The sequence below is a fragment of the Mesorhizobium sp. CA8 genome (genome assembly GCF_020164955.1).
Classification (GTDB): domain Bacteria; phylum Pseudomonadota; class Alphaproteobacteria; order Rhizobiales; family Rhizobiaceae; genus Mesorhizobium.
Window position 1 is genome coordinate 56,906 of sequence record NZ_JAIUHG010000029.1, and the last position, 12,679, is coordinate 69,584.

General features: G+C 59.8%; 9 protein-coding genes and 3 pseudogenes. 5 read left to right on the plus strand and 7 right to left on the minus strand.

The window, feature by feature from the left end; genetic code table 11:
• Positions 1–33: 33 nt before the first annotated feature.
• From LB553_RS25630 to LB553_RS25655, 6 genes are all read right to left on the minus strand, one after another.
• On the minus strand, positions 34–1,689 hold the full coding sequence (locus LB553_RS25630; RefSeq protein ID WP_224517335.1) for an ABC transporter ATP-binding protein: 1,656 nt from the start codon (positions 1,687–1,689) through the stop codon (positions 34–36).
• Positions 1,679–2,503, minus strand: coding sequence for an ABC transporter permease (locus LB553_RS25635; protein WP_224517337.1), 825 nt, complete (start codon positions 2,501–2,503; stop codon positions 1,679–1,681). The genes LB553_RS25630 and LB553_RS25635 overlap by 11 nt, the downstream gene beginning before the upstream one ends.
• 65 nt (positions 2,504–2,568) lie before the next feature.
• Entirely contained in the window at positions 2,569–3,621 is a 1,053-nt protein-coding gene (locus LB553_RS25640) for an ABC transporter permease (protein ID WP_263484234.1), read from the minus strand.
• Between the two features lie 56 nt (positions 3,622–3,677).
• Complete coding sequence (locus LB553_RS25645) at positions 3,678–5,285, minus strand: ABC transporter substrate-binding protein (RefSeq protein WP_224517339.1); 1,608 nt, start codon at positions 5,283–5,285, stop codon at positions 3,678–3,680.
• A 116-nt stretch (positions 5,286–5,401) separates the two neighbouring features.
• Positions 5,402–5,755 carry a Rieske (2Fe-2S) protein gene (locus tag LB553_RS25650; RefSeq protein WP_224517341.1) on the minus strand — a complete coding sequence of 118 codons (354 nt, stop codon included), beginning with the start codon at positions 5,753–5,755 and terminating at the stop codon, positions 5,402–5,404.
• Positions 5,756–5,766: 11 nt separating this feature from the next.
• Entirely contained in the window at positions 5,767–6,849 is a 1,083-nt protein-coding gene (locus tag LB553_RS25655; RefSeq protein ID WP_224517344.1) for an amidohydrolase family protein, read from the minus strand.
• 100 nt (positions 6,850–6,949) lie between these two features.
• Between LB553_RS25655 and LB553_RS25660 the strand changes: the two genes are divergently transcribed.
• Both LB553_RS25660 and LB553_RS25665 read left to right on the plus strand, forming a co-directional pair.
• Positions 6,950–7,837: a LysR family transcriptional regulator gene (locus LB553_RS25660; protein ID WP_224517345.1), complete on the plus strand. Its 888-nt coding sequence runs from the start codon at positions 6,950–6,952 to the stop codon at positions 7,835–7,837.
• A 90-nt stretch (positions 7,838–7,927) separates the two neighbouring features.
• Complete coding sequence (locus LB553_RS25665; protein WP_224517347.1) at positions 7,928–9,007, plus strand: hybrid-cluster NAD(P)-dependent oxidoreductase; 1,080 nt, start codon at positions 7,928–7,930, stop codon at positions 9,005–9,007.
• A 319-nt stretch (positions 9,008–9,326) separates the two neighbouring features.
• On the opposite strand, the pseudogene LB553_RS25670 reads toward LB553_RS25665, so the two are convergent.
• A pseudogene (locus LB553_RS25670) lies at positions 9,327–9,657 on the minus strand (SOS response-associated peptidase); the annotation flags it as partial.
• A gap of 59 nt (positions 9,658–9,716) precedes the next feature.
• Here LB553_RS25670 and LB553_RS25675 point away from each other — a divergent pair.
• The 3 genes and pseudogenes from LB553_RS25675 (at position 9,717) to LB553_RS25685 (ending at position 12,654) form a co-directional block, all read left to right on the plus strand.
• A pseudogene (locus tag LB553_RS25675) lies at positions 9,717–10,224 on the plus strand (SOS response-associated peptidase family protein).
• A 56-nt stretch (positions 10,225–10,280) separates the two neighbouring features.
• Positions 10,281–11,365, plus strand: a pseudogene (gene dinB / locus LB553_RS25680) (DNA polymerase IV).
• Between the two features lie 92 nt (positions 11,366–11,457).
• Positions 11,458–12,654 (plus strand): alpha/beta fold hydrolase, encoded by a 1,197-nt coding sequence (locus LB553_RS25685; protein ID WP_224517349.1) that lies wholly within the window; start codon positions 11,458–11,460, stop codon positions 12,652–12,654.
• The last annotated feature ends 25 nt before the right edge of the window (positions 12,655–12,679 follow it).

A 12,679-nucleotide genomic window follows, 5' to 3' on the forward strand; every position in this document is an offset into this window, starting at 1 on the left:
GCACTTCTTCGTCGTTCCGGTTGGCAGGGCTGTTCAACCAGCCGCACTTGCGATGCCTTGGTTCTTCCGTCTGGCCAGCAAAGTCGTGAGCCAGTCCGGATCCATCTCCGGCACGGACGAAAGGAGCAGTTCTGTGTAGGCTGCGTGGGGCGGCGTCAGTATCTCGGTTTTTAAGCCCTGCTCCACTACCTTCCCCTGATGCATGACTACAACCTCGTCGGCAATCGCTCTTACCGTTGCGATATCGTGGGTGATGAAGATGTAGCTGATGCCGAGTTCGCGCTGCAGGCGCATCAGCAGCGTCAACATCTCTTCCTGTACAATCTGATCCAGTGCCGAGGTGACCTCGTCACAGATGATGAGCTCCGGATTTGCAGCCAGCGCCCGGGCTAGGCAGATTCGCTGCTTCTGCCCTCCGGACAATTCTCCGGGCAGCCTGTCGAGGAAACCTTCATCCATCTCGATCATGTGCATGAGTTCAGCGATCCGCCGGTCGCGCTGCTGGCCTTTTAAGCCTAAATAGAATTCGAGCGGACGCGCGATTATCTCCTCGACAGTCTGGCGAGGGTTAAGCGCGCTGTCCGGCGACTGATAGATCATTTGGATGCGCCGCAGCAGGTCTTTCGAGCGTTCCTTCAGGGACAATGGGAGCGGCTTGGCATCAAATGAGATCGACCCGGATATGGCAGGCAGCAAGCCCGTGACAACACGGGCTAGCGTCGATTTCCCAGACCCCGATTCGCCCACCACTGCCACGGTTCGGCCACGCGGAACCTTGATGGACACGTCAACCAGCACCTTAACCCTTCCGGCATACGCGGCGGTGACATTGTCGATCGACAGGATGTGATCGTGGGTCTGAATCTCCGGCTTGGCGAGCTTGCGCACGGCCCAGAGCGTGCGGGTGTATTCCTGGGCAGGTGCCGTCAGCATCTGCCGCGTGTCGGCCTCTTCGACGGTTTGCCCATGGCGCAGAACCATGATCCGGTCCGCCATCTGCGCCACGACTGCCAGATCGTGCGTCACGTAGATCGCTGCCGTGTTGAAATCTTCAACAATCCTGCGGATCGAGGCCAGGACCTCGACTTGTGTCGTCACATCGAGCGCAGTGGTAGGCTCATCGAATACGATCAGGTCGGGTCGGCAAGCCATAGCCATGGCTGTCATGGCTCGCTGCAACTGGCCACCGGATACCTGGTGTGGATACCGGAAACCTATGCTCTCGGGTTCTGGAAGCTGGAGGCGTCGATAAAGGTCAATAGCGTCGGAATTGGCCTTGTCTCGGCTGGCGATCCCGTGCGCAACTGCCGTTTCCACGGTCTGATCGAGAAGCCGGTGAGCCGGGTTGAACCAGGCGGCCGCGCTTTGCGCCACGTAGGCAATGCGGGAGCCCCGCAGCCGCCGCCGGCGGGCTTCGGTCATTGACAAAAGATCGACGCCGTCGAACAGCACCGAGCCTTGGGTAATACGGCATCCCGGCTTGGCATACCCCATTGCCGCAAGGCCGATAGTCGACTTCCCGGCGCCGGATTCACCGATTAGTCCGAGCACTTCTCCGCGTTTAAGCGAGAGATCCACGCCGCGCACGATCGGGTGCCACCGCTCATCGGAAAAGCCTTCAACATGGAGGTTCCGAACCTTGAGAAGATCTGTTCCCTTTTCGCGCGCGGTGCCACTGCTATTTTTCATCACGCAGTCCGCTGGTCGAATGCAAAACCCAGTCGACGACGAAGTTCACCGCTACTGTGAGGAGGGCAATGGCCCCCGCCGGTAGCAGCGGCGTGACGTCGCCGTAGGTGATCAGCGTCGCGTTTTCCCGCACCATCGACCCCCAATCAGCCGATGGCGGCTGTATGCCGACGCCCAGGAACGACAGTGCTGCAATGGTCAGAAACACAAAACAAAATCGCAGACCAAATTCCGCTATGAGCGGCGGCAGAATGTTGGGGAGGATTTCCCTGCGCAGTATCCATGCGGGACCTTCGCCGCGCAATTGCGCGACCTCGACAAAATCCATCACCACTACGTTGAGCCCGACGGCTCGCGCCAAGCGGAACATCCGCGTTGAATCGAGCAGCGCTATGATCAAAACGAGGCTGGTGATCGACGAGCCGAATATCGAGAGCAGCATCAGCGCGAAAATCAGGCTTGGGATCGACATCAACACGTCCACCGCACGTGACAATAGCTGGTCTGGCCAGCCCCGGTACATTGCAGCCAGAAGGCCTAGCGTCACCCCCGCTGTAAACGATATGGTTGTTGTGGCGAAGGCGATGCCGATCGTGTTGCGAGCCCCGTAGATCAGTCGAGTAAGCATGTCGCGACCGAGTTGGTCGGTCCCGAACATAAACTCGTGGCTCCACGGCGCGAATGCCTCGCTAAATACCTGCGTTTCTCGATACGGAGCGATCAGCGGCGCAAACAAGGCGACCAGAATGTAGCAGAGGGTTACACCCATACCAAACCAGGCACTGAGCGGGGCCTTCTTCAGCGCTATCCTCATGCGAGACCGGCGCGTGCGCTTTACCCTGGGCGCTCCGGTGGTCTGGATGACGGGCTCTGCGCTTGTCATCGTGGGTGCAAAAGCCTCGGGTTGGTTGCGATCGAAATGATGTCGGCGATCAGGTTGAGCAGAATGTAGGTAGCGGCGAAGACAAGGGCGCAGGCCTGCACGACGGGTACGTCTCTCGATTTCACGGCATCGACCATCAGTTGCCCGACGCCGGGGTAGACGAACACCACCTCGACAACCACGACACCGACGATGAGATAGGCAAGATTGAAGGCGACAACCGTCACGATCGGGGCCCAGGCGTTTGGCAAAGCGTGCCGAAGCACGATCACCATTGGCCGCATTCCCTTCAACCGAGCCATGTCGATATAGGGGCTTGAAAGCATGTTGATGATTGCCGCGCGCGTCATTCGCATCATGTGAGCGACGATGACGAGTGTGAGCGTGATGGACGGCAGGGCTGCACGCCAGACGTGCTCCCAGAACGGAGTCTGGTCGCTGATGTTTGCCAGGGTCGGGAACTTCGGTACGACGTTCAGGGTCCAGTTGATTGAAACCGCAAGCCAGACGGGTAAAGACTGTGCGAACTGGGTGCCGGCGAACGTATCGCGCGAGATGATCAGGAAGGCGAGTATGTAGGCGACGAAGAATTCAGGGAACGAGATCGTCGTAAGCGTCACCGTGTTTACAAGTCGATCGAACCAGCTGTTGCGGTACAGGGCCGCAAGAATGCCCAACCCCAATGCCAGCGGCACCGCGACCAGCGCGGTCATTACCGCCAGGAACATGGTGTTGTAGAGACGAGGGGCAATGATTTCCGCGACGGTCCGCCGATAGCCGGTGCGACTTGCGAACGAGGATCCAAAGTCACCCTGTGCCATCTTACCGATCCAACTGAAATAGCGTTGGATTGGCGGGCGATCCAGGCCGATCTCGTGTTGAAGGGCCGCGACCGTTTCCGGGGTAGCAGATTGACCGAGCGTCGCCTTGGCGAAGTCGCCGGGCAGCATTGCGATCGCCGAAAAGATGATGATCGAAACGATGAACAAAGTGACCAGGCCGAGGCCCAATCGTTGCAGAACCGTTTTTGCGACCGGATTCACACGCATGCGTATACCCAGGGGCGCGCCGTCCGCAGCGCGAGCGGCGCGCTTGGCGAGCACCCCTATGCCTCGGCCGTCCACCAGCGCTCGGCCATCTTCAGTCCGTCATTTTCCCAATTCGGCGCCACATCGCCATGGGCTAGTTTCTTGGATTTGGCGCTAACGAAATTGTTGAACACCAGCACGATGCTGCCGCCATCGTCATGGGTCAGCTGCTGCATTTCGCCATACATGTCGGCGCGCTTGGCCTCATCCGTCTCGGCTCGGGCTTTGACAAGCAATTCGTTGAAGCGGGGATTCTTCCAGAACGACTCGTTCCAGCTGGATTCGGCTGCGAAGGCTTGTGTGAACATCCAGTCGGCGGTCGCGCGACCGCTCCAATAGGAAGCGCACCACGGCTTCTTGAGCCAGACGTTATCCCAATAGGCGTCCTCAGCCTCGCGCACCACATTGACGTCTATGCCACACTGGGCGGCCGTCTCGCGAATGAGCGCGGCCGCGTCTACCGCACCCGCGAAAGCGGCATCTGCCACGGAGAGGTCGACCTTCAGCTTTTCCATTCCCGCCTTCTTCAGATAATGGCGAGCCTTTTCGGGGTCGAAACTGTGTTGCGGCTGCGGGTTTTTGTAGAACTTGATCGCCGGCGCGATTGGATCGTCATTGGCAACGGTAGCATGGCCGAGGAAAATCTTGTCGGCGATCTCCTGACGGTTGATCGCCCATTTCATTGCCATGCGGACATCCGGATTGTCGAAAGGCGCCATGGTGACGTTCATCGGCAAAGTATAGTGGCCGTAGCCGGTGATCTCGATGATCTCGATTTTTGGATTGCGCTTTAACATGCCGAGTGTCTTCAGATCGGCGCGTCCAATATAGTCCACTTCTCCGGTCGAGAGCGCAGCCATGCGTGCGGCCAAATCGGTAATCGCGATGAATTCCACCTCATCCAGGTAAGGCTTGCCGTTCTTGAAATAGTTGGGGTTGCGCTTGAGCTTGGCCGAAACTCCCGGCTGGAAATTCTCAAGCACGAATGCGCCGGTTCGAGCTCCTGATGCCCAATCGGCTTTCCCCTCCACGCTCGGCATGATGACGAAATGATAGTCGCTCACGATGTAGGGGAAATCGGCGTTGCCGCTGTTAAGCGTAAAGACGACCGTTTCGGGACCGTCGGCCTTAATATCGGAAACGGGTTCAAGCAGAGACTTCGCTGCCGACTTGGTGTCGGCACCCATGTGATACCGCATCGAGGTCACGACATCGTCCGCCGTCACGGTCTTGCCGTTGTGGAAGGTGGCGCCCTTGCGCAGCTTGAAAACCCATGTCTTGGCGCCATTGGAAGATTCGAAGCTTTCGGCTAGGTCCGGCTGTATGCCACCCTTGGCGTCGACCTCCGTGAGGCTGTTGGACATGGCCCCCGAGAAAGCTGTTTGCGTGAACGTGTCGGGATAGCCGGCCGGATCAATGGAATCCGTCGTCGCTCCGTGCGCCATGCCGAGCTTGGCGAAGCCGCCTTGCTGCGGTTGTGCCCGGGCCGTGGTGACGAAAATCTGATCGGCTGCTGCGACGGTCAGGCCTGCCGCCACCCCTAGATGAATGAAGTCGCGGCGGGAAACCTTGCCACGCCCGACCAGACTTTGCGCGATGCGAAGTTTGTACTCAGATTCCGACATTTTCGTTCTCCCATTGGCGGATTGTTCCGCGCTCTTTTCAACCCTCGTCGTGCAGTCGATCCGTCAGCTCTTCTTCCCTTGCTTTTCGCCTCTTCGAACCACTGATCGTATGGCCTTCATGCGGTCACATAGATGTTGCCGTCCTCGACCATGACGGGGAATGTCCGCGCGCGGACCGTTGGGTCGACAAGTGCCGAACCCGTCTTGATGTCGAATTCCCAGCCATGCCAGGCGCAGCGCACGATCTCGTTTTCTCGATGGTAGATGAACCGCGCCTCCTCCACCGGCGCGGTTGTCCCGCATTGCGGCCCCTCGCAGAGCGGCGCACCGCGATGCGGACAGATGTTGAGCAGCGCATGGAAGGTTTCTCCGACGCGGAACACACCCACCGAAAGACTGCGGACCTTGGCAATGAAGGGTGTCCCGGCTTTGATCTGGTCGACGCGGCAGATGTAGGTTTTCTCGGCCATATTCTGCTCCGTCAGGCAGCATTCGCGGTTAGGATGGCAGGAATGCGCTTGTAGACGTCGAGCGCATTCTGGCCCATCACCTTCGTCCTCCAGGAGGGCGGGATGTGCAGCGTGTTGGCGTCGTCATAATCCCAATGCGGATAGTCTGACGCAAACATCAGTGTGTTCTCGCCGTCCATCGCTTCCAGAATGGACCAGAGATGCTGGACGTTGGGGGGCTGCTCCAGCGGCTGGGTGGAGAAGCGTATGTTGCGCCGGCAGTACTCCGATGGCAGCAACTTCAGCCATGGCGTCTCCTTGCGCAGCGCCTTGTAGTCGGCGTCGAGGCGCCACAGCACCGTCGGCACCCAGGCGACGCCGCATTCGATGACGACGAAATAGAGTTCTGGCCATTTCTCGAAAACGCCATGAGCGATCATGCTGGCGACGTGGCTGATCGCCGACATGTGCAGGATGGCGTGCGTTTCCCAAAAGAAGGTCGTCGGGGCAGGGGCGACGGCGTTCCAGTTGACGCCACCATGGCCGCCAAGGTGAATGGCGAACGGCAGTCTCATCTCCGCACAGGCCTCGTAGATCGGGTGGTAGAAGGGATCACCATAGGGCTTCACGGAGCCTTGGGAGGCTAGAACCTGGACCATGCGAGGATGACTGCCCAGCCGGCGGATCTCGGCGGCCGCCAGCTTCGGGTCCTGAGGCGCAATGATGATCGAACCCATCAAGCGGTCGTCCTTCGGCAACCACTCGGCGATCTGATAGTCATTGTAGGCACTGACCAGCGCACTGGCGTAATAGGGGTTTGCGAGAGTCGAAGCTTCTATCGGCTCGTCCCCGGTCAGGATCGCCACTCCGACATTGTATTTGTCGAGGTGTTTTTCCTTCATGATCCGGTAGTTGTCGGCTTCGGTCTCGGGCCGCACATCTTTGCGGGAGAAATCCTGCGGATGAAACCAAGGGCGATGGCCGTGCGGGAAGGATCCTCTGGGGCCGGTCTTCTCGCCCTCGATGAACATGTCCTTCCAGATGCCGGACAGATAGGGCTCCAATACCGTGGCGCTGGACCAGTAGTTGTGACAATCGCAGTCGACGATAAACACTTAGCTTTCGCTCCCTCTCCGGACGGCGGCATTGCTTGCCGATCAGTTCCTACAGCTTCCGCCTTGACAATTGTCGGATCAAGCCAATGATCTCTGGGTAATGATCGGGTTTTTCGATTGGGGGCGACGCGTGCAGCTGGACCACATAGAGACGTTCCTCGACATTATCGAATCGCGGAACTTCAACCGGACCGCCGACCGGCTGAACATTACTCAGTCGACGGTCAGCACTCGGATCAAGAGCCTCGAAAGCGCGGTAGGGTCGGAGCTTTTCCGTCGTGGTCGCGCCGGCGCTGAGCCGACTGCGGCGGGGCGACGTTTCGAAGCCTACGCGCGGGCGATGGTTTCGACCTGGTCGCAGGCGCGCCATGATGTGCGCGCATTTAACCGGTTCGAGGGAACCCTGCGCGTGGCCGCACAGGTTGGCATGACGCGCTCAGTGCTGCCCGGGTGGGTGGAGACGCTCTGTCAGGCGCTTCCCAAAGCCTCGATCCATGTAGAATCCGACTATTCCAATCAGATGGTGACGGACCTCAGCATGGGCAATCTCGACATAGCGGTGCTGTATGCGCCGCGCTATCTTCCCGAAATTGCCTACGAGCACCTCATGGTCGAGGAATATGTGATGGTCTCGACTTTTGCGAGGACGATGTCGGAGGTCAATCCTGACAGTTACATTCGTCCGGGCTACACCGTCGTACTTGAGAAAACCCATTCGGAGCTGATTCCTTCTCTGGCAATTTCGCGGCTTTCCATGGGATCCGAGAGCCTGGCGGAAGCGATGCTGCGGCGAACTGGGGGGAGTTGTTACATGCGCAACGACGATGCCCGCAGGTTTACGGCCGAGTGCCCGTCATTCCTGGTTGAGGGCGCACCGACGCTCTACCAGCCCGTCCATACGGCCATGCTTGCCCGGCGCAAGCATGAGCCAATCATCCGCAAAGGGCTTCGTGCGCTGCAGCTGGCGGTGATGTCACTCGAGACGTAAATCGAAATTTCCGATTAAAAAGCAGGGATCGAGGCACTGTTCCGGAAAGCGTCTGGCTGCCATGTTTGCGCGTCAATTGAAGAGCCAAACATGAACGCGCATACTTCGTTTCCGGCTTCCGATTTTTTCGCAAGGATGCGGCAGCGGCAATGGGCCGAGGCATCGCCACAGGCAATGCTCTGTCGCGCGATCATCGACGAGACCCATGACGTGAAGACATTTGTCTTCTCGGCTGCGTCAGACCGCATGTTCTGCTTCAATGCGGGGCAATACGTAGTCCTTCACCTCACGGTCGATGGCGCCGCGGTCGCCCGGTCCTATTCCGTTTCGTCGCCGCCTACACGACCGCTCGACTTGCACATTACGGTCAAGCGGACATCAGGCGGGCTCGTTTCCAATTGGCTCCACGAGAACCTGCGGCCTGGCGACCAAATCAAGATTGAAGGCCCGCTGGGCTCGTTCAACCTCGACGGCTTGCCGAGCGAAAAGCCTCTCTTTCTTGCAGGCGGCAGCGGGATCACGCCTCTTATGTCAATGCTGCGAACGCTGACAGACAGGGCGTGCGATCTGGACCTGCGTCTGATCTACAGCGCGCGGTCGCCGCGAGACATCATCTTCAGGTCGGAACTCGATGCGCTCGCTGCGCGATTCCCCAACCTGGCTGTGACATACGTCTGTTCCAAGGCAGACCCCTCGTGGGCAGGACCGACTGGCCGCATAGACGGCCCCATACTCCTGCACCTCGTACCCGATCTTGGTGATCGCACGGTCTACGCCTGCGGCCCCGAACAGTACATGAAGGCGCTGCGGGACGGTCTTGGCCAGGCAGGCGTTGATCCACGGGGCTATCATGAGGAGAGCTTCGGCGGGTGCCCGGGCGGTGTTGCTCCGGACGCAGAATCTGCCGTTTCGTCCTCGGTCCATTTCACCCGTTCTGGATTAGAGCATCGCTGCGCGCCCGGAGAGACCCTGCTGGAGGCGGCGCGCAACTGTGGCGTCTATGTTCCCACTGGCTGCCAGCAGGGAATTTGCGGCACTTGCCGGATAGCCAAGCTTTCGGGCGAAGTCGCGATGCATGATCTGGGCGGCCTCACGCCCGAAGAAAAATCGGCGGGGTATGTCCTGGCCTGTTGCAGCCGCGCGCAAGGCGCTGTTTTACTCGATCTTTGACCTCGGTTGAGGTTCTCAACGGGTGATTCCTAATTGACGGCCAAGCTTGTCACCGCCCGCGATTCCAGCTGAGTTCCACGCCTGAGTTGCTAGAAAGGCAGAGTCAGAGCTGTGTGGCCACGTGCCTCCGGGACGGCTTTTGAGCGCCTGAGGCAGCATCAAAATCTAAGCTGCGTTCGGTGGCGATTGTCTGCTGCCAAGGAGTGGCAATGGCCTGCTGCCGGTCTTTCGGCAGGCGGCAAAGCTAATATAGCTTGTCCCTCGAACTCGACGGGGCTCAGACAACCGGCACGAGTGCCTTCGCCGAGGGTTGTAGAAGCTTCTTGCCCTTCTCTGCCGGTTCGGTGAATTCGTAAAAGCCATCGGCTGGTATCAGGCAGCGGTTCGAGGCGAACTCGCGACCGTCCGAGCGGAAAATTGTAGACCGGCCTCTTGTTCGGTCCAGGCCAGCTCCACCGGCGCTGAACAAGGTCACCCTCGCTGCTCGCGCCATCGACCGGGCGGATGATCGGCCCGATATCGGTTATCTTGATGTCCTCGCGCGCCTGGATGTTCGGCGCACCTTCACTGAAGCGGATCTTGATCTTGAGATCGGCGAAGTCCTCCACGATCGAGGCGACATCCACCATCAGCCGATAGTCATTGCACATGTCTCGCCTTAACTCTGCGGCATTGCGCGGCGGCTTCGTTCCTGTTATGTTCTTTTGGTATGAGCGCAACAGTTTTCGATTCCGACAGCCCGCTCGCTGAACCCCGCCTCATCATAAGACGCTATGGCGGCGATGTTGAGATGCTCAAGCTGCGATGGGGACTTCAACCGAAGGAACCAGGCGGGCGCCCTTTCACTGTGGTGCGCGCAGAGGATCGATCCTTCCCGAGCCATCGCTGCCTCGTGCCGGTGTCCGAAATTCCGGCATCGCAGCCAGGGGAGGAACTATAGCTTTCGCCTCGCCAATGGTGACTGGTTCTATTTCGCCGGCATCTGGCGGCCGGCGACGCGCGATTGGCCGGAAGCCTACGCAATCCTCACGATCCAGGCGAATGACGACATCGCGCCTTACCATGATCGCCAGATGGCAGTGCTGCGCCGAGACCAGCGCTCGGCGTGGCTGGACAGGACGCGTCCCGAACACGAAGTGCTCCGTCCCCTTCCTCGGGACAGTTTTCGGATTTCCCGTCTCCATGAGGGGCGCGCGCAGGCTGAATTTGCGATCTGAGCGTTGTAGATCCGGTAGGACGAAGCACATATCCTGGCGAAGTGCATTGCAGGCATATGGCCCCTGACCGCAGCGCCGACCAGCGCAAGATCATCCATGTCGACATGGATGCGTTCTACGCGTTGGTCGAACAGCGCGACAATCCGGACCTGCGCGGCAGGCCGCTTGCCGTTGGCAGCGCCGCTGCGCGCGGCGTGGTGGCTGCCGCAAGCTACGAGGCCCGCGCCTTCGGGGTTCGCTCTGCGATGCCTTCCGTCAAGGCAAAGCGCAAGTGCCCCGAACTGGTCTTCGTGTCTCCCCGCTTCGACGTCTACCGGTCCGTCTCGGCCCAGATCCGCGAGGTGTTCGCCGAGCATACCGATCTCATCGAGCCGCTCTCGCTGGACGAGGCCTATCTCGACGTGACGCAGAACAGGCTCAACATTTCGTCTGCCACGAGGATCGCCGAGATGATCAGGGCGAAGATCCTGCTGGTGACCGGTCTCACCGCTTCCGCCGGCATTTCATATAACAAATTCCTCGCCAAGATGGCGTCCGACCAGCACAAGCCAAACGGCCAGTTCGTCATTACGCCCCGCCATGGCCCGGCCTTCGTGGAGACGTTACCAGTCAAGAAATTTCATGGTGTAGGCCCCGCGACGGTCGCCAAGATGGAGGCGCTGGGCATTAAGACCGGCGCCGATCTCAAGGACCGCTCGCTTGTCTTCCTGCAGCAGCATTTCGGCAAGTCAGGACTCTGGTACTATAAGATCGCGCGCGCCATCGACGAGCGCGCGGTCGAGCCGGATCGGCCGCGCAAATCGATCGGCGCCGAAGATACGTTCCCAGCCGACATCTTGGAGCTCGCTGGAGCAATCGCCGAACTCAAGCAGCTGACAGCCAAGGTTTGGGGGTACTGTGAAGGAACGTTATCCGGGGCCGGACGATCACGCTGAAGGTCAAATTTGCCGATTTCCAGCAGATCACGCGCAGTCGCACCGTGTCGGTGCCAATCGAGTTCTCTGACTTCGAACCTCTCGCGGCCGGTCTCCTGAGGTCGGTGTTTCCGGTACAGAAGGGAATTCGGCTGTTAGGCATCACGCTTTCGTCGCTAAGCGATGTGTGGCCGCCGGAACAACGGCAACTTCGGTTCGAACTTTAGGATGCCGCGAAAGGCTTTAGGCCGAGCGGGACGGATGTTCAATACCGTGTTGCGGGACTTCGATGCACTGGAACGGAAATGAGGATTGCAAGATGAAGCTGCTTTTCATTCCCATGTTCGATAGGGGGCCAGCCGTCATCGTCCTTGCCTTATGTCTGTTGCTGGCTGGCAATCTCGCTGCGCGAGCGCAAGACGCGTTTTATCAGGCTTCGCCGCAAGAGGTCCTGGGACCCCCTGGAACCATTATCCGGCAGGAGCGGCTGTTCTTTGGCCTTTTCCTTTCGGCGAAAGCCTACCGCGTGCTCTACAGATCGACCGGGCTCGAGGGCGAACCGATCGCAGTCTCCGGCACGATCGTGGTTCCGACGGGAGCAGCGCCCGCCGGCGGAAGGCCGATTGTAGCGTGGGCGCATCCGACCTCGGGCATTGTTCCGCGCTGCGCGCCATCGCTCGCGTTGTTCAAGTTCCAGCAGATCCAAGGTCTGCGGGACATGGTAAGGCACGGCTACATCGTCACGGCGACCGACTATCCCGGACTCGGCACGCCCGGTCCCCATCCTTATCTCGTTGGAATAAGCGAAGGCCGCGCGGTGCTCGATTCGCTGCGTGCGGCTCGAAACCTGTCGGACGCGGAGGCCGGATCGCAGGTTGCAGTCTGGGGGCACTCGCAAGGCGGCCAGGCCGTCCTCTACGCCGGCCTTTTGGCCAAGCGGTATGCGCCAGAGCTGCGCCTGGTCGGGGTTGCCGCGGCTGCACCGGCCACTGATCTCGGAACCCTGCTGCGCGATGATTTCGCGACGCCGGGCGGCAAGAACCTTCTCGCCATGACGTTGTGGTCCTGGGCACGCGTCTTCGGCGCGCCCATAGACAATGTCGTTCTTCCGGCAACACGGCCCGTGGTCAACCGCCTCGCTGAGGATTGCATAGAGTCGCCAATTGACATCAAGCCGCGAGCCGAGATCGGCAAAGAGCTTCAGCAGCGCTTTCTGCGGGTCAAGAATCTGACCAACCTGCAACCGTGGCGGTCGCTGCTTGCCCAGAACACAATCGGCATCCTGCCCAGCAACATCCCGATTTTCCTGGCACAGGGCGAGGCGGACACCACCGTCGATCCCGCAGTGACCCAACACTACGCAAAGCGGCTTTGTGCAGCCGGCAACCCGGTCCAATTGGTTATGATGCCGAAAGTCGGGCACGCGCTCGCTGCCGATAGAAGTGCTAGAGCGGCGGTCGAATGGATGTCCGATCGGTTCACGGGCGGAGCCCCGCCGAGCAACTGCGGGAGCTGACGGCAGTCCAACCGGGTGCACAAAC